Consider the following 25,613-nt stretch of genomic DNA (forward strand, 5'->3'; position numbering starts at 1 on the left):
CGTTATCCTTCCGGCACGTGGGCGCGTAGAGTCGTTGGATTGACCATACCCGTCTGGTCTCATATGCTGATCGCTGCGTTGTGGGCTCGCGCGTGTCTCGGACGGAGTGGGCTCGCGCTCGATCACGCCGATGTCAATTTTCGGCTGACGGTAAGAGGCCTGCTGCGCGTTCGCCACATCGACATCTGTCCGCGTTCGGAGCAACTCCACACATGACGAGCAGCACTGAGGCCACCTCGAGCACCCCGCAGGTAGCGGTCAACGACATCGGCTCCGAGGAAGAGTTCCTCGCAGCGATCGACCTGACCATCAAGTACTTCAACGACGGCGACATCGTCGAGGGCACCGTCGTCAAGGTCGATCGAGACGAAGTTTTGCTCGACATCGGCTACAAGACCGAGGGCGTCATCCCCTCGCGCGAGCTCTCGATCAAGCACGATGTCGACCCGGCGGATGTCGTCGAGGTTGGCGAGCACGTCGAGGCCCTTGTTCTCCAGAAGGAGGACAAGGAAGGCCGCCTGATCCTGTCCAAGAAGCGCGCTCAGTACGAGCGGGCCTGGGGCACGATCGAAAAGATCAAGGACGAGGACGGCATCGTCACCGGCACGGTCATCGAGGTCGTCAAGGGTGGTCTCATCCTCGACATCGGCCTGCGTGGCTTCCTGCCGGCGTCCCTGGTCGAGATGCGGCGCGTCCGCGACCTCCAGCCGTACGTGGGCCGCGAGCTCGAAGCGAAGATCATCGAGCTCGACAAGAACCGCAACAACGTGGTTCTGTCCCGCCGTGCCTGGCTTGAGCAGACCCAGTCCGAGGTTCGCCAGACGTTCCTCAACACCCTTCAGAAGGGTCAGGTCCGCAAGGGCGTCGTCTCCTCGATCGTCAACTTCGGTGCGTTCGTCGACCTCGGCGGCGTCGACGGTCTGGTTCACGTCTCCGAGCTCTCCTGGAAGCACATCGACCACCCCTCCGAGGTCGTCGAGGTCGGCCAGGAGGTCACCGTCGAGGTGCTCGACGTCGACATGGAGCGCGAGCGCGTCTCCCTGTCGCTCAAGGCGACGCAGGAAGACCCCTGGCAGCAGTTCGCCCGCACCCACCAGATCGGTCAGGTCGTTCCGGGTCGCGTCACCAAGCTGGTGCCGTTCGGTGCGTTCGTCCGCGTCGAGGAGGGAATCGAGGGCCTGGTCCACATCTCCGAGCTGGCCGAGCGCCACGTCGAGATCCCCGAGCAGGTTGTCCAGGTCGGCGACGAGATCTTCGTGAAGATCATCGACATCGACCTGGAGCGCCGCCGGATCTCGCTGTCGCTCAAGCAGGCGAACGAGGGTGCGATCGGCGCCGACGTCGAGTTCGACCCCACGCTGTACGGCATGGCGGCGACCTACGACGACTCGGGCAACTACATCTACCCCGAGGGTTTCGACTCCGAGACCGGCGAGTGGCTCGAAGGCTTCGACAAGCAGCGCGAGGAGTGGGAGCGGCAGTACGCCGAGGCTCAGACCCGCTTCGAGGCTCACAAGAAGCAGGTCGAGGAGGCCCGCAAGGCCGAGGCCGAGGCGGGCGAGGCTGCCCCCACGTCCTACTCCGGCGAGACCCCGTCCTCGGGTTCCACCGGTGCCTCTTCCAGCAGCAGCAGTGGCTCCTCCGCTCCGGCGGCGGGCGCTCTGGCCTCCGACGAGGCTCTCGCGGCTCTGCGCGAGAAGCTCGCGGGCGGCCAGAACTGACAACGCGGTAGAAGATCGACGGAAGGGCCCCGCTCCGGCGGGGCCCTTTCCGCGTTCCGGGCCGGGTTCTCCCGCCGCCCGGCCTCGCGCCCCCTCAGGGAATGTCGGCCCCCGTCCCCACCGAGGCCGGCCCGCCTCTTCCCGGCCCTTCCAGCCCCTCTCCGGCACCTGCGGAGGCGTCCGGTGGCGGCCGTCCTGCCTCGCTCGGTCTCTCGCCTGGCCGCTAGGGTGACGCCGTGATCGTGATCGAGGTGGCGGAGCCCGAGGACGCGGGCGAGATCCTGACCGTGCAGCGCGCCGCCTACGTGGGCGAGGCCCAGCTCTACGGCGACCCGTTCATCGCGCCGCTCGTGGAGTCGATCACCCAGGTCCGCAAGGCCGTCGAGACGGCCACCGTGCTCGTCGCCCGCGACGGGGCGAGGATCGTGGGGTCGATCCGCGGCCGGATGTCCGGCACGACCTGCCTGGTCGGCCGCCTGGTGGTCGCCCCCGACCGGCAGGGCGCGGGAGTCGGCGGAGCCCTGCTGGCGGCCCTGCACGACGAGGCGGCCGCGGCCCTGGCCTTCGACCTGTTCACCGGCCACCTGTCGGAGGGCAACCTCCGCCTCTACCGCCGGCACGGCTACCGCGAGACGCGCAGGGAGCGGATGACCGACCATTTGACCCTGGTGCACATGCGCAGGGAGCTGTGAGGCACTCAGAGGCGTCCCCGTACACCGGCCGGTGCTTTGAACGATCCCCGGATGTGAGGGGCGCAGGCATGACCTCGGGGGCGGCCAAGGGTGATTCCTGCCCGCTTGCCGGGATGCGCCGCTGAACGGCGGCCCGCGGCGTTCCTCCCAGCCTTCCCGGCCCGGCGACCGGATGTGAAAGACCCCGTCGCCGACCGCACCGGTCCGCGGTCCGTACGGCGTATGCTGCGGATCATGTTGAAGGTGGGGCTTACCGGTGGCATCGGGTCGGGCAAGAGTGAGGTCTCCCGGCGGCTGGGCGCCCGTGGCGCCGTGGTCATCGACGCCGACAAGATCGCCAGAGAGGTGGTCGAACCGGGAACCCCGGGGCTGGCGCGCGTGACCGGGGTCTTCGGCACGGGTGTCCTGCACGAGGACGGCTCGCTCAACCGGGAGAAACTCGGCTCGATCGTCTTCGCCGACTCCGAGAAGCTGGCCTCGCTCAACGCCATCGTCCACCCGCTCGTCGGCGCGAGGGTCGGTGAGCTGCAGGAGCAGGCGGCTCCCGGCAGCATCGTGATCTACGACGTGCCGCTGCTGGCGGAGAACAAGCTCGCCCCCATGTACGAGGTGGTGATCGTCGTCGACGCCGCCGACGAGGTGCGCATCGCCCGGCTGGTCGAGCTGCGCGGCATGAGCGAGCAGGACGCCAGGGCCAGGATCGCGGCCCAGGCGACCCGCGAGGAGCGGTTGGAGATCGCCGACATCGTCGTCCCCAACGAGGGAACCCTGGAGGAGCTGGAGGCCCGGATGGACGGCATCTGGTCCGACCTAACGGCCCGCGCCACCACCTGAGCGGGGAAGCCGCCCGGGATATCCCGGGGCGATCACGTCGCGCGGGCCGTCGTGTCGCGCGTCCGCTCGGCGACTTCCCCGGCCTCGGGGACTCCCATGGGGGAGAGGATCTCGAAGGCGGTTCTCCACTGGGACATGGCCTCATCGATCCTGCCGAGCGCGTGCAGCGCATGACCGAGGTTGTTGTGGGCCAGACCCAGCAGATACGAGTTCTTGACGGTGAGGGCCATGTCCAGGGCGGCCTGCTGGTTCTCGGCCGCGGCCTGCCCGTCTCCGGTTTCAAGCAGTGTCGTTCCCAGATCCATCAGGATCTCGCATTCGGCGTGCGGCTCTCCCACCTCCCTTATTCGGCTGAGGGCGTCCCTGTGATGTTCGAGGGCTTCGGTGTGCCGTCCTTGTCGTCTGCGTATTTTCCCGATGCTGTTGATGGATTGCGCTTCGAATCGGTGGTTGCCCAGTTTTTTGTTCAGCTGGATAGAGCGCTGTTCGAACTCCAGGGCGGTCGTCAGGTCACCGAGGTTCTCGTGAACGTCACCCAGAATCGCCAGAGTGTAAGCCTCGTCATTGTGGTTTCCTGTCTTGCGGTCGAAGGCCAGGCAGCGTTCGAGACAGTGAAGCGCATCCAGCGAGCGGCCCAACCTGAGATGGGCGATTCCCAGAGTGAACGTCGCCGTCACCTCGCCATGCTCGTCGTCAAGTCGCTGAAACAGTCCGATCGCCTCCAGGCAGCTCTCCATGGCCTGACGGAAGCCGCCGGTCCAGAGCAGGCTGTATCCGATCCGGCTCAGGGCATAACCCTCCCCCTTCAGATCCTTGATCGTCCGGCTGAGGTCCAGGGCCTGCCGCTGATACTCAAGGCACTCGTCCATTTTCCCGGAGAGCATGTTCGCCGCGCCAAGGGCGTTCAGTATCCGCCCCTCTCCGTGCTGGTCACCGACCTCGCGGACAGCCGACAGGGCGGTCTGATGAATGGTCAGCCAGTCGTCGGTTCTGTCTCTTAGATAGAAGAAGTAGTCCAGGGTGTATGCGATCTGCCACGCATAACCCGGCCATCCGTGACCCGCCGCGTAGTCGACAGCGGAAATCAGCGCCGCATATTCGGTGTCCAGCCATGCGGTGGCGGAATCATAGTCGCCGAAGGCGGGAATGCCGTGCGCGGGAGGTTCCGAGACGAGCTTGATCCCGCTGTGGTCAATGTGCACCAGCTTCATGGCGGCTCTGGCCGTGTGCAGATACCAGTCGAACAGCCGGATCAGCGCGCTGTGCCTGGTCTCCTCGGTGTCCTCGGACTCGCCACGCTCGCGGGCGAACAGGCTCACCAGGTCATGGACGACGAAACGCCCGTTGGTGCCGTGCTGGACGAGGTGTGCGCCGAGGAGCGTGTTGAGGGCCGCGTTCACGGCTCCGCTGGACGAGCCGGTCAGGGCGATGACCTCGTCGATGCCGATGTCAGGGCCGGGGTGGATGCCCAGCAGCCTGAAGGTCCGCCGGGCGGGCTCGGGCAGGCCTCCGTAGGACATCGTGAAAGCGGCCCGGACGCCTATGTGCGGGTCCTCCTCGATGTCCAGCGCCGTCAGCCGGTTCTCCCGGAGAAGTTTGGCCGTGAAGTCGGCGATGGGCAGCGTGGGCTGGCCCACCAGATGCGCGGCGGCCAGTCGTAGCGCGAGTGGGAGATATCCGCAGAGATGAGCGAGTTCGAGTACGGCGTCGGCCTCGTCACGGATCCGGTCCTCCCCCAGGACGGCGATGAGCAGTGCCTTCGCCTCGTCAGGTGGGAGCAGGTCGAGAGTGAGGGTGTCGACGTCGTGTGTCGCCGTAAGCCCTCGCAGAGAATCCCGGCTGGTGATGACCACCTTGCACAGTGACGAGCCGGGGAGCAACGGACGTATCTGGTCTGGTCTGGCCGCGTTGTCGAGCACCACGAGCATCTGTCTGTCCGCCAGAAGCGATCGGTACATCGACGCGCGCTCGTCGATCTCGTGGGGAATCTGATCCGTGGCCACTCCGAGCCCTCTCAGGAACTGGTGCAGCGCCTGCGTTCCGGTGACCGGCTGTCCCTGGGAGTAGCCGTGGAGGTTCACGTACAGCTGCCCGTCGGGAAACCGGTCCGCCACACGGTGTCCCCACCGCGTCGCGAGCGCGGTCTTCCCGATTCCGGGAGTACCGGTGATGGCGGTGATCACTATGGCTGACGCGCCGCTCCGATCCGTGGAGAGCAGGAGGTCCAGACGTCGCAGGCTCTCCTCACGACCGGTGAAGCGAGCGATGTCGGCCGGCAGTTGTCTGGGTACGGCCATCGTGGGCGGTGCGGCGGGGGAGGGGGATACCGGAGAAGAGGGGATGGGTTCTGTCGAGGTGGTTTCAGAGGCCGGTCCACCCGCCAGGATCGACCGGTGGATCCTGGTGAGTTCCTCGCCCGGATCCAGTCCGAGTTCATCGCGGAAGTGCTGCCTGGCGATCCTGAATTCCTCCAGTGCCTCTGCAGTGCGGCCGATTTGGTGAAACGCCCGCATCAACTGACCTCGGAAGCCCTCGTGCAGGGGGTGCTCTGCCACCAGCAGGCGCAGTTCGCCGATCAACTCCGCGTGCCGCTTCAGGATGAGATCCGCCTCGATGCGATTGAAGACCGCGGCGATGCGTAATTCTTCGAGCGCGCTTCCTTCCGCGGCCTGAAATTCGGGTTGGGTGCCGTCAAGTGCGGGCCCGCGCCAGAGCGCCAGTGCCGTACCGAAGTGATCGGAGGCCTTCGCGGGATCCCCTTCGATCATGGCGGAGCGCCCCGTCGCCGTCTCGGTGAGAAAGACATCGAGGTCGGAGTCGCCTGGCAGCAGTCGCAGAGAGTAACCGGTAGGGGTGCCCACCAGGGCGTTCGCGTCGTCGAGCAGACGCCGTACGGACCACAGGTGATTGTGGAGCAGTCGCCGGCCGGTCGCCGGAATGGCTCCTCCCCACAGTGCCGTCAGTAATCGGTCGTGCGGGACGATCCGATTCGCCTGTAGCACGAGAAGGGCGAGCAATGTTCGTTGTTTGGGCCCTACGACGTTGACCGAACGCTCGTCGCACCACACGTCGACCGGACCAAGGACGCGAAGCCGTGTTTTGGCTCTCCGTACGGTCATCGCTGAGCGAAGTGGTGCGTGCGCGCCCCGCACATATTTCCAGCCTTGGACTGCTTCATATGTGACTCATCCCCTATTTAATGCGCAGAATCTGACCGTATAGCAAGATCAAGACATTCTATACGACAAGATCAACAGCGTCGGCAGGGATGCTTACCGCGATCATCTTCGGCCGGGCTCTCCCATTCCATCGCCCGGCCGGCCAATCTCCCTTTTCACGATGGAGGCACCGGTGGGGTTTCCCTTACCGAACCGTCCCTTCGCGCCGCCCCGGCGGCGCAGACCGAACAGACGGGTCACGACCACGGTCGTGACCGTCTCGGCCCTGGCCGCCTCGCTCCTGGTGTCGAGCGGCGTCCTGCCCGCACAGGCCGCCGATCCCGAACCCGCCCCCTCGGCGCCGCTCCAGACGCCGTTTCCCCGCCCGAAGGACCCCGACGCCCCGCTGCGCGCGGCGGTCACGGAGGCCAGGAAGCAGAACAGGCCGGTCGAGGCCATCGGAGCCTTCACCGAGACCTCGCGAACCTGGGCCTTTCCCGACGGCAGCCTGAAGACGGAGTCGTACTCGGGCCCCGCGCAGGTCAGGCAGGACAACGGTCTGTGGGCCTGGATCGACACCACGCTGGTGGAGAAGGACGGCGTCCTCAAGCCCAAGGTGGCCAAGGCCGACCTCGCCTTCTCCCTCGGCGGGGACGACGCTCCGTTCGCCGTGATGAAGCGTGACGCGGACCAGAGCCTCAGCCTCTCCTGGGACGGGAAACTGCCCCGCCCGGTGGTGAAGGGCAACGTCGCCACCTACCCGGACGCCGCGGGACCCGCGGCCGACCTGGTCGTCACCGCCCTGCCCACCGGCTTCCGGCACGACGTGGTGCTTCGGGAGCGCCCCAAGGAGGCGCTGGAGATCCGCATTCCGGTGGAGTCTCCGGAGCTGACCCTCACCATGTCCAAGCGGGGCGGCCTGGAACTCACCGACGGCAAGGACAAGGTCGTCGCCCAGGCGCCGAAGCCGGTGATGTGGGACAGCACCGGCGCCGGCGTGCGGGACCCCAAGGCCACCGCGGTTCCGCGCAACGCCCCGATCGCCACCTCCGTCATCGAGGACGGCGGCAAACGGACGCTGGTCCTCAAGCCGGACGCCGGCTGGCTGGCCGACCCCGCCACCACATACCCCGTCGTGGTGGACCCCACCTCCACGCTGACCGTCAAAACCGACACGCTGCTCTCCAGCGGTGCGGACTGCAACATCAACGACCAGCCGGGTGCGACGCTGCTGAAAGTCGGTGCGGCCTATCACGGCTGCAACGGGGTGGACGCGGTCAACTACTGGCGCTCGTACCTGACGTTCGACGTCGCCGGCCTGGCCAACAAGCCCATCATCTCCTCCACCATGCAGCTGTGGCGCACCGAGTCACCCGGCTGCCACCAGCGTGGTGACGGCAGGGTGTACGCCACCCGGGTCAACACCGGCTGGACAGCGGGCAGGATGACCTGGTCCAACAAGCCCGCCAGTCTCGACTTCGTGACCACCCCCTGCCCGACCACGAACGTCCTCACGCCGGGCGTGATGACCTGGCCGATCACCAAGTGGGTGAAGGACTGGGCAGCGGGCCAGCCCAACTACGGCATCGGGCTCCAAGGTCCCACCGAGAGTGTCGATCGCTACAGCGGCTACTCGGCGGTCTTCCACTCCGCGGAGACGACCGGCACCGGCGCCACCCCGCCCAAGCTGATCACCCAGTACATCCTGCCGCCGGAGATCCCCACGGTCACCGCCGAGTCGGTCGACTCGATGGACGGCGACCACGCGATCGTGCGCGAGAGCTCGGCCAAGGTCGGCTACAAGTCCACCTCCGTCGACGGAAGGAACATCGACTACTACGTCTCCGTGGTCGAGTCCACCGCGCCGCTTCCCTCCTGGACGACCGGCGGCGGAGAGGTCGGGAAGTGGAGCTTCACCGACGGCACTGGAGGCATCGACTCCACCGGTAAGGGCAACATCCTGACCTTCGTCGACGGACGCTACTCGTGGATCGACGGCAAGGACGGCAAGGCGCTCTTTCTCAACGGCACCACCGGGACTCCCTCCCACGCCTCGACCGCGGGTCCGGTGCTGCGGACGGACAAGAGCTTCTCCGCGGCAGGCTGGGTCAGATTGGATGTCGGGACCAGCGCGATCCCGCTGATCAGCCAGAACGGAACCGTCAACAGCGCCTTCAGCGTCGGCTATGAACCCACCACCCGCAAGTGGAACATGCAGATGTACCACGACAACACCGCCACCAGCCCGGTGACGGAGATCAAGTCCTCCACGACGGCGTCGATCGGCACCTGGACCCACCTGGCCGGTGTCTATGACGCCACAGCCAAGAAGATCCGCCTGTACGTCAACGGCGTTCAGGCCGCGGAGGCCGACCACACCGTCACCCCGTGGCAGGCCGACCGATCCTTCGAGCTCGGCGACGGCAGGCGCGGCGGCTTCAGCTACTCCTCGGTCAAGGCCGCCTACGACGAGATCCGCGCCTACGACCGCGCCCTGAGCCCCACCGAGATCCAGTGGATGCTCAACCTCACCCCGCCCACCAACGCCAACCTGCCCTCCGGTCAGGCCGCGTCCATCACCTACGACGTCAGCAACGTCGACAGCTTCAAGTTCTCCGTCAGGGCCTGCATCAACGGGGCCACCCCCATCACCTGCAGCGAGAGCCCGTACTACCGCATCACCACCGACGCGCCGTACGTCCCCACGGACGCCGAGACCGGCATGGCCGACCCGACCCGCCCGATCCTGTCGGGCATGGTCAACCGCCCCTCGGGCGGACCGATCACCGCCAAGTACTTCCTGTACGACAACGCGGGCACGCCGATCGGATCGAGCCCCTTGGGCGCGAGGTCGGTCAACGGCGGTCAGCGCGCGTCCTTCCAGGTGCCGGAGAACACCGTCCAGGCCGGTCGCACCTACAAGTGGCAGATGCAGGCCTGCGTCGTCGGCGGCGGCACATCACCCGACCCGGACCCCAACCCGACCCCGACGCCCACTCCCACTCCGACGGTCACCCCGACTCCGACCCCGAGTGTGACTCCGACGCCCACTCCGACGGGAGACACGACCCCTCCCACGGTGGTGGGGACCGCCCCGGTCAACGGCGCGACGGGGGTCGAATCTTACGTCGACGTGGTGGCGACGTTCAGCGAGCGGGTGACGGGCGCCCAGATCGAGGTCATTGGCTACAACCCCGAGTTCACCATGCCGGCAAATGGTACGGCGGAGATGGACGCCACCGGCAAAATACTGACCTTCGAGCCCTACATCCTGCAGCAAGAGATGCGATACGTAGCCAAGGTGACCGGCGCCAAGGACCTCGCCGGCAACACCATGGCTCCTTACCAGTGGACGTTCTACACCCCCGGCGGCCAAGCCCCCGCGGCCTCGAAGCCGAACGCCGCACCTCCGGCTCGGGAGGGCGCGGCACCGACCGCGCAGGATGAGGGCGTGGAGGAACTCTGTACGGCCAAGACCGCCTTCGTCAGCTTCACCACCCCGGGCACCCCGACGAACCCACCCGCCGAAACCGTGAATCACCTAACTCTGCTCAAGGACAACTTCGTCATCAAGACCGCCAAGGTCGACCCGACGGCCTGTGACGGTGGTCCTTGTGTACTCGCGGATTCCTCCACCATCCAATTGGGGGGTGCGGGAGCGGACAAGGTTGCAACTGTGCTGGGCATCAAGCTCAGCGAGTTGCCCGACGGCGCCGGCGTGTCCGAGGGAATCCTTAAACTCGGAACGCCTACCTGCCCTTCGGGGGTGTGTCCGGCAGACACAATGATCACTGCGGTGCCACTGAAGAGCGAGGTGACCGGAGAAACCAAGGGATCGGACCTGGAAGGTGACATCGATGACAGCACTGCTGCCTATACCTTCCCGATCGCCGCACCGCAGGCCGACATTGCCGGTAGTGAGTACCAGTGGCTGATGCTCACCTCCGGTAGCGACGAGGCCATCGCCTTCGGCGGCCCAGGAGTTACCGAACAGCCGTCGATCGTCCTCACCTACATGCCCGCAGGCCCTCCAGGAAATGTTCTCAATCTTGTCGCCTTGGCCGGTGACGGCGGTGCGATCGTGAGCTGGGGGTTGCCGGAGACCAACGGGAGTGTCGCGCTCCTGGATGGTTACGACATCGAGGTGTCCGATGCCGGCAGTGTCCGCACTCTCAAGGCCACCGATCCGTTCACCCCGATCGCCGGTCTCACCAACGGCACTATCTACACAATCAAGGTCCGAGCGCGTACTGCCTTCGGTGTCAGTGGATGGGAGTCCGCAACCGTTACTCCCAAGGCAGTGCCGCCCCCGCCTCCGCCCTCGTCCTCTCAGGGGTGTGATCCCTACCTCGATACGCGTTCTCAAGCCACGGTTGCTCGGTCGGTGTCGTCCACGCAGGACTACACGGACAGGGTCAGGAGTTACTACGAGGCGCAGGACGCGGTCCTGGAAGATCAAGCGGCAACGGTCTGGCAGGCGCCCGGAGTGGCTCCGGACAGTCCTATCACCGCCCAGATATCTCTTCTCAACCTTTCACTGATCGGCCAGAGGAACAATCTGACCGCCATGGGTCTGGCTCGCACCGACTCCAGCGTCACTCTTGACGACGTGGTCGTGCAAGAGGCGGGGGGCGGCACGGTGCGTGTGACCGCCAAGGTCACACGGGACTGGGAAGAGGCGCCCACGACGCCGGAGGAAGGGACGGCCGCCGCAAGGACGGCCGACGGCATTCCAGGCCAGGTCGAGCCAGGAGAATCCACTATCTCGATTTTCGTTTTCGATCGTTGCGGCGGTCTGACCATCATCGAGGCCCCGATGCCCGCCGAGCAGGACTCCACTGACTTCGGTGACCCTGGGGCTGTGGGGTGCGCGGGGGAGTCTTCGGAGGCCCGGGCGTCGGCCGCCACCCAGTGTGGGGCCGCCGGTGGAGTCGCTCCCGGTGGTGGCCAGAAATGTGCCATTGGGCAGTACAGCCTCTACTGCGAGGTCAACCAGAAACTGGGGAAGAAAAACTGGTGGGTGCTGTCCTCCGTGTATTCGAGCTGGCTCGACCCTGAGCAGTATGGGACGACCGATCGGCTGCAGAGGTGGGAGCTATCGAAATTCAACAACTTCATGTACGCATATCCGCAGAACAAGAAGTACTGGAACACGGATTTTGCCAAGGCATTCAAGAAGGCCTTACGGTATGAAAGCAAGGATCCAAAGAAGGATCTGGGTGGAATGGAGATGAAGGCGATTGCCTGCTTCCGCCACAACCTTTCGCAGGCGCAGGCGAACCTGGAAGGCGGCCTCAGTCTCGATCCAGCAAGCAACGGGGTGAAGGGAAGCATATCCTTCAGTGGCAGCAAGGTGGAAAAGTGTCACGAACAGGTTGCGCTGAACGAGGATCCGAACAATCCTACAACTGCCAAGGACCAAACAGGTCAGGTGGTGGTCAAATGTGAGGAGCCGTTCTCGGGTACCTGTAAAATTGACCGCTACGGTCACTACATGAGAAACTTTCTCAAGGCCTACTTCACGGTGAAGACGACAGACCCGCAGACGGGAAAAACTGGTTCGCTGAAATACTCGGTCAGATCAGAGCATGCCTACACGTGTGACCTGGAGGCGAAGCTGATCTCCCGTCTGGTGGGGACGGAGGTCCAGCTTCATCCCATCGCCTGTAAGGGGGAGGCGGTTGAGCTGTATGGTTCGCTAGACTAGCGGTCGGCCGCTCGGGATGATTGGAGAGTGGGGAGAGAGTTACGCTCTCCCCACTCTCTCACTGTTTGCCTAAAGATTCTTTTCGAAAAGGAGGTGTGAATGGTTGTGAAGATTTTTCTGCACGCCCGCTTCGTTGTCATCGGAGTAGCGGTTATCGTCATCCTCCTTCCTTTTTCCGGGCGCCTGTTCGGGCCATGGAAGGAATACTCCAACAACGACAGGGCCCGTCTGGTCGTCGTTAACGCGTTCGCTGTCAGCCACCCGGGCCATTACGTTGCCTTCGAGGATCTCAGGGGCGAGGATGTGAATGTCCGGCCTGATGGGGGCTCTGTGTCGGTTGTCCTCAGCCCGCGATCCCCCTATATGAACGGAACGGTTCAGGGCCACGGGTACAGGACGGGTGTGGAGCTTCTTCCGTCGGGAGAGGTGGATCTTCCCCGCCTTGTGGACACAGGTGCCACCAGAGCGCTCGACGCACTCGGTGAGGAGGCCGAGACCGATGTGGAGTCAGCCGCGGCCACGCTCAGCGGCATAGAGGGGCCGGTGGTGGTGACAGCTCTTGTGTGGTTGGCGCGCCCGCTGAGCGAGGATGCCGCACGAAAGTCGTGGCGCAATGGATTCGACACCGTTTTTCTGGGTCCGCTGGATGCCGAGACCTCTCCCGTCTCGTGGTCACCCTCCGCGTGCGCCTGGAGAGGCATCGGCGACTGCGATGCAGAGATGATGCGGTCCCCCGTACGGCAGTTCCAGCGCTGGGTCTCCTTGCTCGAAGAGAACGACGCGCCTTCCCTGAGGCAACTGAACCTCGACCTGCAAGAGGTGCGGACCCGTGCCCAGGAGGGGCTTGTGCACGGATACCTCGTGACAGGGCGCTCGGAGGAGCTGACGAAACTGTCGAAGGACCACAACATTCGGCAGATGCAGATCGTTGATGTTGTCTTTGACTCCTGAGCCCCAACGGGCGGGTCGTGTGGCGGGAAGGCGGGAATTCACCGGGCGTCGCCGTATGGATCGCCGTTGCCGACGACAGCGGCCGTCAACCTTGAGACGCTCCTGCGGATGAGAAGACCCTCAAGATGATTTGGGCTGACCTGATCGACGCTGCGATCCCGTTAGATGTCGTCGGGCAGCAGCCGAAAGCACTCGTGGCCGGTGAGCGGTCGGATCGCACGGAAGTGTTCACGATCCAGCGTGAAGACGGCGTCGGTCCGGAACTCGGCCGCCAGAGCCGCGTTCATTGAGCTTCCCCCAAGGCCGGGTAGTTAGCGTTTCTGCAGGTCACGCAAGCCCGTTGAGGGGTCCCTGACACGGAGCAACGGAGCTCGTTGATACAGGCAGTCGACCAAGACAGCTTGCATCCGAGGAGCTCCGTTGCCGTCTCATCGTGTCCCGCCGAGTCCCGTGATGGCCATCACCCGTACCGTCACTGTGGCCGCCGGGAGGTTCGCTGCCGGGCAGCTCGGTGGCCTGACTCCGTTTCTGCCCTTCGAGTTGGTGGATGCCGTTCTGGAGGAGACCCGGGCGGTCCAGCAGCGGCTGAGAGACCTGCCGTCCCGGGTCGGGGTGTACTTCCTGGTGGCGATGTGTCTCTTCCCGGAGGTCGGATACCGGCTGGTGTGGGACAAGCTGACCGCCGGCATCGGCGGCTGTCTGCCGGGCCCCAGCGCGAAGGGATTGCGTGATCTACGTCGCCGCGTGGGCTGCGCTCCGGTGAAGGCGCTGTTCGAAGTGGTGGCAGGCGTACTGGCTCCACCGCGGACGCCGGGCGTGCGCTTCGGCCCGTACCGCACGGTCTCCTTCGACGGCTGCAGCTCGATCAAGACCCCGGACAGTGAGCGTAACCGCGGCTGGCTGAGGCGATGCCCGCACGGCGGCTATCCGCAGGTCGAGTTGATGACGCTGGTCGAGACCGGCACCCGCTCCGTGATCGGCGCGGTGTTCGGCCCCACCCGGGAGAGCGAAACCTCCTATGCCACCCGCCTGTTGTCCCATCTCGGTCCCGAGATGCTGCTGCTGTGGGACCGGGGCTTCGACAGCAACGACTTCCTCGCCGCCGTGCACGCCACCGGCGCCCGCGTCATGGGCCGCATCCGACAGCGCCGTCGCCCGCCGGTCCTCAAGACCCTCATGGATTCCTCCTACCTCTCGGTCGTCGGCGGAGTCGCCGTGCGCATCATCGAGGCCGACGTACGAGTCACCTGCGCCGACGGCAGCACCTTCAATGGCTCCTACCGTCTGGTGACCACCCTGCTGGACGCCCAGCGCTACCCCGCCGACCGTCTCGTGCACCTCTACCACGAACGCTGGGAACACGAGAGCGCCTACTACGCGCTGCGTCACACCATTCTGCGCGGCCGGGTCCTGCGCTCGTGCGACCCGGTCGGCGTCGAGCAGGAGATGTGGGCCCTGCTGCTGTGCTACCAGCTCCTGCGCCGCGCCATCACCGAGGCAGCGGAGTTCCAGCCGGGCACCGATCCTGATCGTTGCAGCTTCACGATCGCTCTCCACACCGCCCGTGACCTGCTGGTACGCGCCGAAGAAGTCTTCGAGCAGGGCCTCGGGGCGATCGGCCGGCGGGTGCTGTTGGAGCTGGCCCCGCCGCGTCGGCCCCGCATCAGTACCCGGAAGGTGAAGTCACCCATCTCACGCTACGCGGAAAGGAAAATGGACGGCCGCCCCGACCAGAGCCTGACCGTGACCTCCGTGGCGGTCTCTGTCCTGCCACCCCCGCCTCCTCGTCCCGCACTGCCGGCTGCCACGGTCCCCGACTACGCCGGCCCCGGCCAGACCAGCAACCGCACGAACCGCGTCCTTGCAGCCCTGCAGGCGCAACCCGAGCGGCAATGGCGGGCCAGAGAGATCGCCGAGCTTCTCGGCGACGTCACCCTGGTCGCCACCCATCGACAACTCGCCCGCTGGACCGAGAGAGGGCTGATCAAAAGGGTCCGCACCGGCCGCTACGCAGCAGTAACTCCGCCAGAGACCACCACCTTGCGTGAACTGCAGAAACGCTAACTACCCGGCCTTGGGGGAAGCTCACATCGCGTCGGTCAGGCCGATGTTCATCGTCCGGTAGCGAGTCATGAGCGCTCCGGCAGAGCGGAGGTGTCAGCGATGGCCACGGGCACGTTCACCGGCCGAAATCCTCGGCCAGGAGCGTGTCGGTCTGTGCTGACAGATCGGCGGGTCCGTCGAACAGGGGGAGGCCGTCGTGGCCCATGGGGTCGATGGGAAACGGGAGCGGCGGATCGGCCTGGTGGGCGGGCACCAGGGTGGCGATATGGCGGCCGTTCTTGATGATCGCGACCGTCTCTCCGCGCTCCGCTGCGGCGAGGACGCGGGCGAGCCGCTGGTTGAACTCGCGAGCTGTGGCTTCCATGTGCCCATGGTGCTGGTCATGACTACATCCGGCTGAGTCTTCGGATGTAGTGAGTACCGCTGCTGGGAAACTGTGCGCACGCCCGACCGCCGAAACAGTCGGGTGTGCGGTTCTCAGCCAAGAGCGGGGCTCTGGCCGGGTGTTCCGGACCGAACTGTCGAGAGCGGTCTCACTGGTTAGCCGAAGTGGTCCGACTTCACCGCGCTGAGGAAGGTGTGCCACTCGCCCGGAGTGAAAACGAGGGCCGGGCCTGTGGGGTTCTTGCTGTCGCGGATGGCGATGGCTCCGGGGAGGTTTCCGGCGACCTCGACGCAGTTTCCGCCGCTGTCGCCGCTGAGGGAGCTTTTCTTCCAGGCGGCCTTGGAGAGGTCAGGGCCGGTCAGATCTGTTGCTTCCATTGGTCCCTCGCTTCTTTGATCATTTCTAGCGACTGCCCGGGACGGTGCGCCTCTGCGCGGATCCTGTCATATCTATCCCAGATGAACGCCGCCAAATCGTGTTCCGCTGACACTTCGCCTGCTCCGGACGACTCTATGGAGACGGTGGTCGGGGCGTCCGGTAGTTCGGCAAGCACGAACCCGGACATCAGGCCCGCTGTGCAGGGGGTGTCGTGGGGAACGAGTTGCACCTTCACGTTCTGCCAGCTGGCAACCGTCGCGAGGTGGTCGAGCTGCTCGTACATGACCTCCGGGCCCCCGATGGGGCGGCGAAGCACCCATTCGTCGATGAGGGCCCACAGTACGAGTGGGTTGTCCTTTGTGAGGATCAGTTGCCGCCGCATGCGAGCGCTGACCTGTTCCTCGATCTCCCGCTCCGAAGTGGCCAGACCACCACGGAAGACGGCTCGCGCGTAGTTCTCCGTCTGGAGTAGACCGGATACCAGCAGTGGGTCCCAGCTTCGCAGCACGCGGGCCCGGGGCTCGATCTCGTCGGACCATCTGAGAAACCAGCTTGGCCCGGAGGGGGCGGTGATGTTCCGGCAGAGATGGGTGAAGAGGTCATCCGTCTTGAAGAATCTGTCGCAGTCGGCCGCCAACTTGGTGCTGGGCCTCCGGTTACCGGTCTCGATGTGCCCGATGAACGACGACGAAACGCCCAGGTGATTACCCAGCCGGGCCTGCGACAGACCTGCCTCTCTGCGGGCCCGCCCCAGCTCGCGGCCGAAGCGCTGAGCCGGTGTCAGGCGTGGGTCGAGGTCGTTTCCCATGTTCACCTCTCAAGCGTCGCGATGACGTCGGCCGTCGAATGAACGACAAACGCCTACAGCTCGTGTGGCTTTTCGTCGCTGATTTGTCGACCGATCTGTTCTGCAACGGCAGCATAACTGTGCGCACTCTATAGGCCAAGACTTTATCCAGGCGATGCGAGAGAACTAAACGGACAATTCGCCTGGTTAATGGAGCCATTGGGGCAGACGAATTTTCGACGTCTGCGACCTCACAGGAATGGCGGTGATCCGATGGGTGCCGAGACGGTTCCCGCGCTTGGTCTGCTGGGCCGGGTGGATCTGCCCGGAGTGGCCGAGTCGGTTTCTTCGGCCCGACGATACGTCCGGGGCGTGCTGGAGAACTCCGGCCATAGGGATACGTACGACGCCGAGCTTCTGGTCAGCGAGCTGGTCTCGAACGCGATCAGGCATTCGGAGTCGGGACGTGTCGGCGGTCGGGTGACGGTCGTGGTGGCGAACCTCGGCGACGTCACCCGGATAGCGGTGATCGACGAAGGGTCCTCCACCTGCATGCCTCACCTCCCGGCCGAGCCTGATGAGGACGCCGAGGGCGGCCGTGGGCTCTGGCTGGTCCGCGAGGTGGCCCTGTCGTGGGGCTGGTACGAGGGTACGGCGGGGCGCGTTGTCTGGTTCCAGCTGGCACGGCGATGACCGGCACACCGGGCGACGCGAAACCCGGGACGATAGCCATCCTCATCGCCCGGTACGGCAGGCACTGGCTCATCTCCGAGGCAATGGGGGGCGGCTACTACGCCGTACGCCGCCACAGCCTGACCGAGGAGGTTCTCGACAGGAGAAATCTGTCCAACGTGATGTGCGCGGGCACCCTCGGTGAAATGGCGCGCCGCCTGGCGGCCGAAAGGGAGCGCGAGAATCGACCATTGGCATAATAATCCAAAGGGGCGGCTAACTCGCTGAACTGATCGTAGGATGCGGTCGCGTTTCCTCGCGCGAGCGTACGAATCCACGAATCATCGCCCTTGCCCGTTCGATCGTCCGACACGGTCGCGAGCCTCGCCGCTCGCCCGGCGATTTAATTCGTTTGCCCGCAAGCCCACGCCGAAGACATGATCGAGCATGGCGATGACACCGGAACTGCTTGCCTACTACGGGCAGGGCAGGGAAGACGGCAGGCTCCGCGAGGGGCGGGGGCGGCTGGAGCTGTGGCGGACGCAGGACGTGCTGCGCAGGGCGCTGCCTCCGGCTCCGGCCGGGGTGCTGGACGTGGGCGGCGGCACCGGGGTGCACGCGGAGTGGCTGGCCGCCGACGGATACCGGGTCGAGCTCATTGACCTCATGCCCTCGCACGTGGAGCGGGCGGCGCGGCTGGCCGGGATCACCGCGAGGCAGGGTGACGCCCGGCAGTTGCCCGTTCCGGACGAGAGCGTGGACGCCGTGCTGCTCCTCGGCCCGCTCTACCACCTCGCCGACCGCGCCGACCGGGTCCGCGCGCTGGCGGAGGGGGTACGGGTGGTGCGGCCCGGCGGCCTGGTGGCCGCCGCGACCATCAACCGCTACGCGGCCGTGCACGATATGGTCTACCACGGTTTGTACCTGCAGGAAGAGCCGCGGGAGGCGGCGCACTCGGCCCTGGTGGACGGGGTCCTGTTCGGCCCGGGCGACGGGTTCACCGCCTACCTGCACGACCCTGACGACGTCCCGGCCGAGTTCGCCGACGCGGAGCTCCCGGACGTCACCCGCTACGGTGTGCAGGGAGCCTTCTGGCTGTACGGCGACGTCGACGACTGGCTCGACGACCCCGAGCGCCGCGCTCTCATGCTCGACGCCCAGCGTCGCCTGGAGTCGGTCCCCTCCCTGCTGGGCGTCAGCGGTCACATGCTCACCCTTGCCCGCAAGGCGTTTTGATCCCGCTCGTTCTGCGACCCTGAGCCTTCGCGGGCGACCCGCTTGCCCTGCGATCCTGAGCCTTCGTGGATGACCCGGTCGCCTCAGAGGCCTCGGGATCTCGAAGATGGAGACGGAGTTACCTTGTCGATTCACATTGTCCCGTTGGCCGATCCTCAGCCGAGCGCGTCCAGTCGCCGCCTGGTGTGGCTGGCCTCCGACGGCGACGGGGTCCCGCTGGGGTCGGCTTTTCTGCGCCTGTTCGAGCGTGAGGGCCAGGATCACCTGGCCGAGCTGGAGCTGAACGTGCATCCGGCGGAGCGGCGCAGGGGCGTCGGCTCCGAGCTGCTGGCGCGGGCGGTGGCGGGTGCCGAGGAGGAGAGGCGGCGCTGCGTGCTGGCCCAGGCCGGGGCCGGTACGCCGGGTGACCGGTTCCTGGCGGCCAGGAGGTTCAGGAAGGTGCTCACCCTGACGTACGCCAGGCTAGCGCTGGCCCACGCCGCCGTGGACAGGGCAGCCCCGACCGACGCCGCTATGGACACCGTCACCGTGGACGCCGCCGCCGTGGACACGGTCACAGACGGCCCGCCCGCCGGTTATCGGCTGCGTTCCTGGGACGGGACTGTGCCGGACGAGCTGGCCGACACCTTCACCGCCTCCCGCCGGGCCATGGACGACATGCCGATGGACGACACCGACTATGGGGTCGTGGTCTGGGACGTCGAGCGGGTCAGGGCGGCGGCCAAGGCCATCGCGGACCGTGGCGAGTCGCTCCACACGGTCGTCGCCGTCGACGAGTCCGACGGCTCGATCGCCGGGTTCACCGAGCTGGTCGTCCCCGGTGACGGCAAGGGCGACGGCCAGCACTACGGCACGGGAGTCCTGCCGGAACACCGCGGCCACGGCCTGGCCAGGTGGATGAAGGCCGAGGCCATCCGGCAGGCCCGCGAACGCTACCCGGACCTGGGCGGCCTACTGGCGGACACGGCCGACGGCAACACCCACATGCGGGCCGTCAACGACTCGCTCGGCTACCGGCCCACTCACAGGACGTTCCAGTACCAGTTGGACCTGTGAGGTTCCCGGTGGCGGCTGCAGAACGCTCAACTGCCGCCGCCGCCGGTGACGACCCGGTCCGAGGTGGCAGGACGCCAAGCAGGTGACCGCAGAGCGTCCCGCCGCCACCGGGAACGGTCCGGCCGGTGCCGCCCCGGCATGGTGGCGGTTCAGCTCGAACAGGTAACCGCAGAGCGTCCCGCCGCCGGGGACGGCTTATCGGATGACGCGGAACCAGATGCTCGTCGCGTGCGGCATCTCGGTCAGGCTGATGCGTTCCAGCCTGACGTTGGTCCCGCCCGGGTGGTCGAACAGCCGGACGCCGTCGCCCAGCATGACGGGCGCGACGAACACGAGGATCTCGTCGAGCACACCCGCCTCAAGGCACTGCCGGGCGGTGTCGGCGCCGAGGATGTTGACGTACTTGTCGCCTGCGGCGGCCTTGGCCGCGGCGACGCCGCTGTCGAGGTCGCCGACGAAGGTGACGCCCGGCACCGGGGTGTCCGGGGCGTGGTGGGTGAGCACGAACTGCGGGCCGCTCCATCCTCCGCCGAACGCTTCGCCCTCGCCGTCCGTGCCCCGGTGGGGGTCGTCGCCGCGGAAGGTGCGGTTGCCGACGAGGAGCGCGCCGATCTCGTCGACGAGCTTGTCGACCGTTGGGTTGGGGCCGAGGTGCTCGGTCAGCCAGGACATGTCGCCGCCCGGACCGGCGATGAAGCCGTCCAGTGACATGGTGACCGAGTACAGCGTCTTGCCCATGAGCTACCTCCGTGGGGGTCGGTTATGGCTGACCCGTTCTGAGACGGCGGACCGCGCGAGAACTCATCGGTCTTCGGGGGACGGCCGGGATCGGTTGTGTTGACCCGTCCTGGGACAACAGGCCGCGAGAGAACTCATCGGCGCACCGGCGGAAGCATCGCAGGCAGGGCGAACGCCGCGAACAGGCTCGGATCGTGGAAGGCGACGGCCTCCACGATCCGGTCGTCCTCGATCCGCAGCACGGAGATCCCGAAGGCGTTGTAGGCGGGCTCGCCGAGGCGCCGTACGTAGGTCGCCACGGCCGGTTGCCGGTTGGCCCGGGTGGGCACCATCCGGAACCGGCCCACGTAGTCGGGCGAGCCGGTGTCCCAGCTCTCCGCGAGTGCCGCCACGACCGCGTCGCGCCCCCGCAACCACATGGGCCACGGCGGCATCTCCGTCCGTACGTCCTCGGCCAGCAGGTCGGCGACCGCGGTGAGGTCGGCGCGTTCCATCGCGTCCATGTACCGCCGCAGCACCGTCAGCTCCCGCGCGGTGGGCTCCGCCGACGGCGCCCAGTCCAGGCGGCGCTCCGGCAGGTGCTCCCTCAGCGTCGTCCGGGCCCGCTGCAACGCGCTGTTCACCGACGCCACGCTGCCCTCCAGCAGCGCCGCGGTCTGCTTGGCGGGCCAGCCGAGCACGTCGCGCAGGATCAGCGCCGCCCGCTGCCGGGGCGGCAGATGCTGGATCGCGGCCAGGAACGCCAGCTCGATCGTCTCCCTGGTGACGGCCATCGAGTCAGGTTCGCTCTCGCTGGGCGCGACCGGCTCCCACAGCCGGTCCGGGAACGGCTGCAGCCACGCGATGTCGGTACGGGGCGGCAGCGCGGCACTCGGATCCGACGGATTCGACGGCCCCGCCAGGTGGCGTGGGAGCACCCGGTGCGCCCGGCCGTCGAGGACGTCGAGGCACGCGTTCGTCGCGATCCGGTACAGCCAGGTCCGCAACGTCGAGCGCCCCTCGAAACCGCCGAGGCTCTTCCACGCGCGCAGGAACGTCTCCTGCGTCAGATCCTCCGCCTCGTCGAACGAGCCCAGCATCCGGTAGCAGTGCACGCGCAGCTCACCCCGGTGACGCTCGACGAGCACCGCGAACGCGGACTCGTCACCCGCCCGCGCGGCGGCCACCACCGTGTCACCGTCACCCGCGCCCACCCACAGCCCCCGTCCGTACCGCGGCCACCGGCCGCTCTTTGCCGGGAACCCTACGACAGACATGAAGGAGTCGCGGCTCGGCGGGTGGGGGCGATCCGGCGTTCGGCCTTCGCGGGCACACGCGTACGGCACGATCCGGTACGCGGGTGGTGGCCTGGACGCGCCCCCGGTGCTCCTCACGCGCCATACGAACGGCGAAAGCCATACGAACGGCGAACGGGTGTGCCCCGACAGTTCAGGGCACACCCGTACGGGAGAAAGGCTAGAACCAGCCGCGCTTCTGGGCCATGGCCTGCAGGCCGCCGCGCAGCGACTGCTCCACCTGGCCGGGGTGGTCGTTGTAGTGGACGGTGAAGCGGCTGAAGGTGTCGTGGCTGGAGCCGAAGCTGCCGCGCTTGTCGGCCTCCAGGATGATGTCCATGGCCTGGGGGCCGGCGATGAAGGTGAGCTCCAGCTCGTTGAAGTGACGGCGGTACTCGTGGCCCGCGTAGTACTCGATCTCCTGGAAGAACGGCATCCGCGAGCCGTGCAGGGTGCCCCGCTCCAGGTCGGCCTTCTTGAAGCGGAAGCCGAGGTTGTCCAGCGCGCCGAGGACGTGGTCCTGGGCGGGCAGCGGGTTGACGAACAGCGCGTCGAGGTCGCCCTTGTCGAGCGCGCCCGCGAGGGCCAGCTCGGTGGAGACGCCGAGCTGCATGCCGCGCAGCGGCTGGCCGCCGATGGCGCTGATCGGGGTCTCCCAGGGGACCTGGATCTCGAAGGGGGCCGACTGCGGGGCGCCCGCGGCGAGGTGGAAGGGGCCGGTGATCTGCTGGCGCAGGAAGCTGTACGTCGACTTGTACTCGTTGTCACCGCTCTCGACCTCGACCACGGCGGTGAAGTCGATGAAGATGCCCTCCACCTTGTAGTCGGAGCCGCCGCCGCGGAAGTTGACCTGCCCGCGCAGGACCTCGCCGGGCCGCACCTGCGAGTTCTGCAGCACGGTGTCGACCTCGACACCGGCGCCGAACGCGGCCATCAACTTACGGAACACCATCTGGACTCCCAGGGGTTGGAGATTTTTCTCATCAGGGGGTTTGGTTCTGCGGTTTGACCTGGCCGTTGCCGCCGTTCAGCTGGGGCAGGATCTGGGCCAGAAGCAGGGTGGACAGGGCGGAGGTGTCGCCGGAGGCGCCGGAGGTGCGGACGACGACGGGCCGCGGGGCGCTCTCGGCGAGCCTGGCGCCCACGTCGAGCCTGCGGCGGGCCAGCTCGTACTGGAGCACCGCGCGGTTGTCGCGGTAGGAGTCGGCCAGCCTGCGCAGCCCCTTCGCCTCGTTCTCGGCGGAGGTGAGCTCGGCCCGGCCCTTCGCCTCGATCTCCCAGCGCACCCGCTGCGCCTCGGTCTCGTGCTCCTCCAGCATGCGGGCGACGTCCTTACGGGCGGTGTTGGCGGCGGCTCTCACCTCGACGATACGCGCGTCACGTGTCTTTTTGGAACGTTCGATCTCCATCAGCAAGGTGTCGATTCTGCGCTTGCGGGTGAGTTCCCATTCGCGCTCGAAGGCCGACAGTTCCTTGGCGACCTTCTCGCGGGTGGCCAGGTGCTGCTGGTACTGGTCGGGCAGCTGCACGTCGGGGATGTTGGCGCCGGTGATGCGCACGCCGTACCGGCCGAGCTGGCGGGTGAGGAGCTCCTGCATGTCGCCGACGTCGGATCCGCGCAGGTCGTAGGCGCGCTCGGTGTTCACCAGGCGGCTGCGCTGGCGGATGGCGTCCTGTACGGCGCTGCTGAGCACCAGGTCGAAGTTACCGGCGCCGATCGTACGGACGAAGGCCACCGGGTCGACGATGCGGAACTTCAGGAAGAACTCGATCGACTTGAGCGGGACGTTCTCCGCCGTCGGGCAGGCCACGATCGGCGCGGAGTAGGGGATCTCGGTGGAGGTGTCGACCACCGCGTCCACCCGGTCCCACGGCAGCCACAGGTAGTGGCGCCCCGGGGGCAGCGTGCCGACGATGGCGCCCCACCGGCTGCGCACGCCCGTGGTGCCCTCCTCGATCTCGATGATCGCCCGGCGCCACAGCCACACCAGCGCCGCGATGAGGAAGAACACCGCTCCGACCGCGGCCAGCAGGGAGAGCGCCCCGTCGGCGAACACCGCCGTACCGGCCAGGTAGAGGGCGAGGAAGAGCAGGGCCACCCAGGCGAAGCCGCGGCGGTCCTTGGGGATCACCACCGGGACCAGCTGGCCCGACTCGCCGCCGCGCAGCAGCTGGCGGATCTCCGACCAGGAGGCCAGGGATTCCTTGATCTTGGAGAACTCTCTGCCGCTCATCGGGCCTCTTCCTGCGCTTCCTGTACAGCCTGGCCCGCGACCGGGGCGGGGACGGGGACGACGGTGTCGGCGGGCGTGTTGAGCAGGGCGCTGATCTCCGCCCCGCGCTGCTCGACGCGACCGCCGATCTCGCTCATCCGTGCCCTGATCGCGGCCATGTCCGCCTGGGAGAACAGCTGGGCCTCGGGGTTGCCGACCAGCTGCCGCGCCAGGGCGAGCAGGTCGATGTCGACGGCGTCGCCGACCTGCACCAGGCGCGGCAGGTGCGAGGCGACGGACTCCAGCTTGTCGAGCAGGTCCTGCTGGAAGCGGTAGTCGAGGATCTCCGGCGCCTCGGCGGCGCTCAGCGAGCGGATGTCCAGTGCCTGGGCCTCCAGCAGCGCCGCGTTGGCCTTGGCGGTGGACTCCGCCTCCACCAGCCGCTGGCCGCCCTGGGCCTTGGCCTGGTGGGAGGCGCGCTCCAGCGCGGTGTCGATCCTGGCCTGGTGCCCGGCGATCTCGGCGTGGATGGCCGACAGCTGCTCCTGCAGCCCGGCCAGCTCCTTGATCAGATCGCCCTCGTTCTGCTCCTTGCGCAGCTGGAGCTCGTACTCGTAGGTGTACGCCTCCTTGGCGACCCTGATCATCTCGGGGGCGGCCAGGTCCATCCGGTACTCCTGGCTGGACGGCTCGGCGTGCGTGATGTTGACGTCGGTGAGCCGTACGGCGGGCAGGAACTGCTGGTTGAGGTTGTCCAGCATGCCCATGGTGCTCTCGCCGACCAGGTCGTAGATCTCCTCGGCGCGCTGGGCGTAGATGAGGGAGCGGGTGACCTCGCTGATGGCGTTCTGCAGCTTGGCCTGGAAGCCGCTGACCGAGCCGAGCACGAAGATGAACTCGGCGGGGTCCTCGATCCGGAACTGCAGGAACAGGTCGACGCTGGCCTTGACGCCCTGCTGGGTGGGGGCCTCGCGGATGGGCGCGTTGAAGGGATACTCGCGGGTGGTGTTGACGATGTAGCTGACCCGCTTCCACGGGTTGAACAGCGTCACCCGGCCCGGCTCGGCGATCTGTACGAGCTTGCCGAACTTCGTGATCAGGGCCTTGCAGCCCTCGGGCACCATGACCACGCTCCTGCGCCACCACAGGAACGCCGCGGCCAGCACCAGCACGGCCCAGTAGTGGGGGCCGAACAGCACCCGGGCACCCTCGGGCAGTCCGGTGGCGACGAGCCCGACCAGGCCGAGCCCGGCCAGCACGACCAGCGGGACGACCACCCTGGCGGTGGTGCCCTTGGGGATGACCACGGGGGAGATGACGTGGACCGGCTCGCCGCTCGGGCCGTTGCCACTGAAGCTCCGGTTGACGATCTCCCCGGCCTCGTTGAGCGGGGCGCTGCGGGCCTCGATGACCGTCCCCAGGGACGAGCCCTGGTCGCGGGCGGCCATGAAGTCGGAGGGGTTGAGCGCGAAGCCCTTGTCAGCCGCGGATCCGCCGGAGCCGGTGTTCCCGGCCACCTGCCCCACGAACTGCTCGGCGTACTGTCCCGCGGCCTGGCCGGCGTACTGCCCCACGGCCTGTCCGACCACCTGGCGCACGTCGCCGCCCTGCCCTATGGCCTGCGCTGCGGCCCTCGCGTACTGCGCGGCTTCTCTTGGCCGGGACATCACACCTCCGGGATAGTGACATATCGAAAGGCCGATATATCACGCTTTGTGATCATTGGCACGCGAGACAGTAAAGGGGA

Annotated in this window: 21 protein-coding genes; 10 read left to right on the forward strand and 11 right to left on the reverse strand. The window is 66.9% G+C overall.

The window, feature by feature from the left end:
* The first annotated feature begins 212 nt into the window (after positions 1 to 212).
* The 3 genes from rpsA to coaE all read left to right on the forward strand — a co-directional run bounded on the left by rpsA (position 213) and on the right by coaE (position 3,247).
* Positions 213 to 1,721 carry a 30S ribosomal protein S1 gene (rpsA, locus tag ACSDR0_RS14735; RefSeq protein ID WP_350967247.1) on the forward strand — a complete coding sequence of 503 codons (1,509 nt, stop codon included), beginning with the start codon at positions 213 to 215 and terminating at the stop codon, positions 1,719 to 1,721.
* Positions 1,722 to 1,957: 236 nt separating this feature from the next.
* The gene (locus ACSDR0_RS14740) at positions 1,958 to 2,413 is read left to right on the forward strand and encodes a GNAT family N-acetyltransferase (protein WP_435289350.1); all 456 of its coding nucleotides are present in this window, start codon (positions 1,958 to 1,960) and stop codon (positions 2,411 to 2,413) included.
* 234 nt (positions 2,414 to 2,647) lie between these two features.
* Positions 2,648 to 3,247: a dephospho-CoA kinase gene (coaE, locus tag ACSDR0_RS14745; RefSeq protein WP_435289351.1), complete on the forward strand. Its 600-nt coding sequence runs from the start codon at positions 2,648 to 2,650 to the stop codon at positions 3,245 to 3,247.
* A 32-nt stretch (positions 3,248 to 3,279) separates the two neighbouring features.
* Here coaE and ACSDR0_RS14750 read toward each other — a convergent pair whose 3' ends face one another.
* Together ACSDR0_RS14750 and ACSDR0_RS14755 are read right to left on the reverse strand one after the other, a co-directional pair.
* The gene (locus ACSDR0_RS14750; protein ID WP_435289352.1) at positions 3,280 to 6,264 is read right to left on the reverse strand and encodes a BTAD domain-containing putative transcriptional regulator; all 2,985 of its coding nucleotides are present in this window, start codon (positions 6,262 to 6,264) and stop codon (positions 3,280 to 3,282) included.
* A gap of 264 nt (positions 6,265 to 6,528) precedes the next feature.
* Positions 6,529 to 7,014, reverse strand: a complete 486-nt coding sequence (locus ACSDR0_RS14755) for a hypothetical protein (RefSeq protein ID WP_435289353.1) — start codon at positions 7,012 to 7,014, stop codon at positions 6,529 to 6,531.
* Between ACSDR0_RS14755 and ACSDR0_RS14760 the strand changes: the two genes are divergently transcribed.
* Together ACSDR0_RS14760 and ACSDR0_RS14765 are read left to right on the forward strand one after the other, a co-directional pair.
* The gene (locus tag ACSDR0_RS14760; RefSeq protein WP_435289354.1) at positions 6,992 to 12,112 is read left to right on the forward strand and encodes a LamG-like jellyroll fold domain-containing protein; all 5,121 of its coding nucleotides are present in this window, start codon (positions 6,992 to 6,994) and stop codon (positions 12,110 to 12,112) included. The two genes, ACSDR0_RS14755 and ACSDR0_RS14760, sit on opposite strands and share 23 nt — an antisense overlap.
* Positions 12,113 to 12,211: 99 nt before the next feature.
* On the forward strand, positions 12,212 to 13,063 hold the full coding sequence (locus tag ACSDR0_RS14765) for a hypothetical protein (RefSeq protein WP_435289355.1): 852 nt from the start codon (positions 12,212 to 12,214) through the stop codon (positions 13,061 to 13,063).
* 161 nt (positions 13,064 to 13,224) lie between these two features.
* Here the strand turns inward: ACSDR0_RS14765 and ACSDR0_RS14770 are convergent, their stop codons facing one another.
* A complete protein-coding gene (locus ACSDR0_RS14770; protein ID WP_435289356.1) occupies positions 13,225 to 13,350 on the reverse strand; it encodes a hypothetical protein in 126 nt (41 codons plus the stop codon).
* A 166-nt stretch (positions 13,351 to 13,516) separates the two neighbouring features.
* Between ACSDR0_RS14770 and ACSDR0_RS14775 the strand changes: the two genes are divergently transcribed.
* Positions 13,517 to 15,127: an IS4 family transposase gene (locus ACSDR0_RS14775; protein ID WP_435289357.1), complete on the forward strand. Its 1,611-nt coding sequence runs from the start codon at positions 13,517 to 13,519 to the stop codon at positions 15,125 to 15,127.
* Between the two features lie 115 nt (positions 15,128 to 15,242).
* On the opposite strand, the gene ACSDR0_RS14780 is transcribed toward ACSDR0_RS14775, so the two are convergent.
* The 3 genes from ACSDR0_RS14780 to ACSDR0_RS14790 form a co-directional block, all read right to left on the reverse strand.
* Positions 15,243 to 15,491, reverse strand: a complete 249-nt coding sequence (locus ACSDR0_RS14780; protein ID WP_435289358.1) for a type II toxin-antitoxin system Phd/YefM family antitoxin — start codon at positions 15,489 to 15,491, stop codon at positions 15,243 to 15,245.
* 176 nt (positions 15,492 to 15,667) lie between these two features.
* Positions 15,668 to 15,889: a DUF397 domain-containing protein gene (locus ACSDR0_RS14785; RefSeq protein ID WP_435289359.1), complete on the reverse strand. Its 222-nt coding sequence runs from the start codon at positions 15,887 to 15,889 to the stop codon at positions 15,668 to 15,670.
* Complete coding sequence (locus ACSDR0_RS14790) at positions 15,871 to 16,698, reverse strand: helix-turn-helix domain-containing protein (protein WP_435289360.1); 828 nt, start codon at positions 16,696 to 16,698, stop codon at positions 15,871 to 15,873. The genes ACSDR0_RS14785 and ACSDR0_RS14790 overlap by 19 nt, the downstream gene beginning before the upstream one ends.
* 252 nt (positions 16,699 to 16,950) lie before the next feature.
* Here ACSDR0_RS14790 and ACSDR0_RS14795 point away from each other — a divergent pair, with 252 nt between their 5' ends.
* The 4 genes from ACSDR0_RS14795 (at position 16,951) to ACSDR0_RS14810 (ending at position 19,641) form a co-directional block, all read left to right on the forward strand.
* On the forward strand, positions 16,951 to 17,370 hold the full coding sequence (locus ACSDR0_RS14795; RefSeq protein ID WP_435289361.1) for an ATP-binding protein: 420 nt from the start codon (positions 16,951 to 16,953) through the stop codon (positions 17,368 to 17,370).
* On the forward strand, positions 17,367 to 17,609 hold the full coding sequence (locus ACSDR0_RS14800) for a hypothetical protein (protein WP_435289362.1): 243 nt from the start codon (positions 17,367 to 17,369) through the stop codon (positions 17,607 to 17,609). Before ACSDR0_RS14795 ends, ACSDR0_RS14800 begins: the two co-directional genes overlap by 4 nt.
* A gap of 187 nt (positions 17,610 to 17,796) precedes the next feature.
* Entirely contained in the window at positions 17,797 to 18,585 is a 789-nt protein-coding gene (locus tag ACSDR0_RS14805) for a class I SAM-dependent methyltransferase (protein ID WP_435289363.1), read from the forward strand.
* Positions 18,586 to 18,729: 144 nt separating this feature from the next.
* A complete protein-coding gene (locus ACSDR0_RS14810) occupies positions 18,730 to 19,641 on the forward strand; it encodes a GNAT family N-acetyltransferase (RefSeq protein ID WP_435289364.1) in 912 nt (303 codons plus the stop codon).
* 195 nt (positions 19,642 to 19,836) lie between these two features.
* On the opposite strand, the gene ACSDR0_RS14815 is transcribed toward ACSDR0_RS14810, so the two are convergent.
* The 5 genes from ACSDR0_RS14815 to ACSDR0_RS14835 all read right to left on the reverse strand — a co-directional run bounded on the left by ACSDR0_RS14815 (position 19,837) and on the right by ACSDR0_RS14835 (position 25,533).
* A complete protein-coding gene (locus ACSDR0_RS14815; protein WP_435289365.1) occupies positions 19,837 to 20,379 on the reverse strand; it encodes a dihydrofolate reductase family protein in 543 nt (180 codons plus the stop codon).
* A 134-nt stretch (positions 20,380 to 20,513) separates the two neighbouring features.
* The gene (locus ACSDR0_RS14820) at positions 20,514 to 21,572 is read right to left on the reverse strand and encodes a sigma-70 family RNA polymerase sigma factor (protein ID WP_435289366.1); all 1,059 of its coding nucleotides are present in this window, start codon (positions 21,570 to 21,572) and stop codon (positions 20,514 to 20,516) included.
* A gap of 262 nt (positions 21,573 to 21,834) precedes the next feature.
* On the reverse strand, positions 21,835 to 22,605 hold the full coding sequence (locus ACSDR0_RS14825) for a sporulation protein (protein WP_435289367.1): 771 nt from the start codon (positions 22,603 to 22,605) through the stop codon (positions 21,835 to 21,837).
* Between the two features lie 31 nt (positions 22,606 to 22,636).
* The gene (locus ACSDR0_RS14830; RefSeq protein WP_435289368.1) at positions 22,637 to 23,887 is read right to left on the reverse strand and encodes an SPFH domain-containing protein; all 1,251 of its coding nucleotides are present in this window, start codon (positions 23,885 to 23,887) and stop codon (positions 22,637 to 22,639) included.
* Entirely contained in the window at positions 23,884 to 25,533 is a 1,650-nt protein-coding gene (locus ACSDR0_RS14835) for an SPFH domain-containing protein (RefSeq protein WP_435289369.1), read from the reverse strand. Before ACSDR0_RS14835 ends, ACSDR0_RS14830 begins: the two co-directional genes overlap by 4 nt.
* Between the last annotated feature and the right edge of the window lie 80 nt (positions 25,534 to 25,613).

This window comes from Streptosporangium sp. G11 (assembly GCF_051192615.1).
GTDB lineage: Bacteria > Actinomycetota > Actinomycetes > Streptosporangiales > Streptosporangiaceae > Streptosporangium.

Coding starts and splice junctions, on each gene's coding strand:
- ACSDR0_RS14800 (WP_435289362.1), top strand. CDS start 17,367: ATGACCGGCACACCGGGCGACGCGAAACCCGGGACGATAGCCATCCTC.
- ACSDR0_RS14780 (WP_435289358.1), bottom strand. CDS start 15,491: ATGGAAGCCACAGCTCGCGAGTTCAACCAGCGGCTCGCCCGCGTCCTC.
- ACSDR0_RS14770 (WP_435289356.1), bottom strand. CDS start 13,350: ATGAACGCGGCTCTGGCGGCCGAGTTCCGGACCGACGCCGTCTTCACG.
- rpsA (WP_350967247.1), top strand. CDS start 213: ATGACGAGCAGCACTGAGGCCACCTCGAGCACCCCGCAGGTAGCGGTC.
- ACSDR0_RS14805 (WP_435289363.1), top strand. CDS start 17,797: ATGGCGATGACACCGGAACTGCTTGCCTACTACGGGCAGGGCAGGGAA.
- ACSDR0_RS14790 (WP_435289360.1), bottom strand. CDS start 16,698: ATGGGAAACGACCTCGACCCACGCCTGACACCGGCTCAGCGCTTCGGC.
- ACSDR0_RS14795 (WP_435289361.1), top strand. CDS start 16,951: ATGGGTGCCGAGACGGTTCCCGCGCTTGGTCTGCTGGGCCGGGTGGAT.
- ACSDR0_RS14825 (WP_435289367.1), bottom strand. CDS start 22,605: ATGGTGTTCCGTAAGTTGATGGCCGCGTTCGGCGCCGGTGTCGAGGTC.
- ACSDR0_RS14775 (WP_435289357.1), top strand. CDS start 13,517: ATGGCCATCACCCGTACCGTCACTGTGGCCGCCGGGAGGTTCGCTGCC.
- ACSDR0_RS14815 (WP_435289365.1), bottom strand. CDS start 20,379: ATGGGCAAGACGCTGTACTCGGTCACCATGTCACTGGACGGCTTCATC.
- ACSDR0_RS14765 (WP_435289355.1), top strand. CDS start 12,212: ATGGTTGTGAAGATTTTTCTGCACGCCCGCTTCGTTGTCATCGGAGTA.
- ACSDR0_RS14830 (WP_435289368.1), bottom strand. CDS start 23,887: ATGAGCGGCAGAGAGTTCTCCAAGATCAAGGAATCCCTGGCCTCCTGG.
- ACSDR0_RS14785 (WP_435289359.1), bottom strand. CDS start 15,889: ATGGAAGCAACAGATCTGACCGGCCCTGACCTCTCCAAGGCCGCCTGG.
- ACSDR0_RS14835 (WP_435289369.1), bottom strand. CDS start 25,533: ATGTCCCGGCCAAGAGAAGCCGCGCAGTACGCGAGGGCCGCAGCGCAG.
- coaE (WP_435289351.1), top strand. CDS start 2,648: ATGTTGAAGGTGGGGCTTACCGGTGGCATCGGGTCGGGCAAGAGTGAG.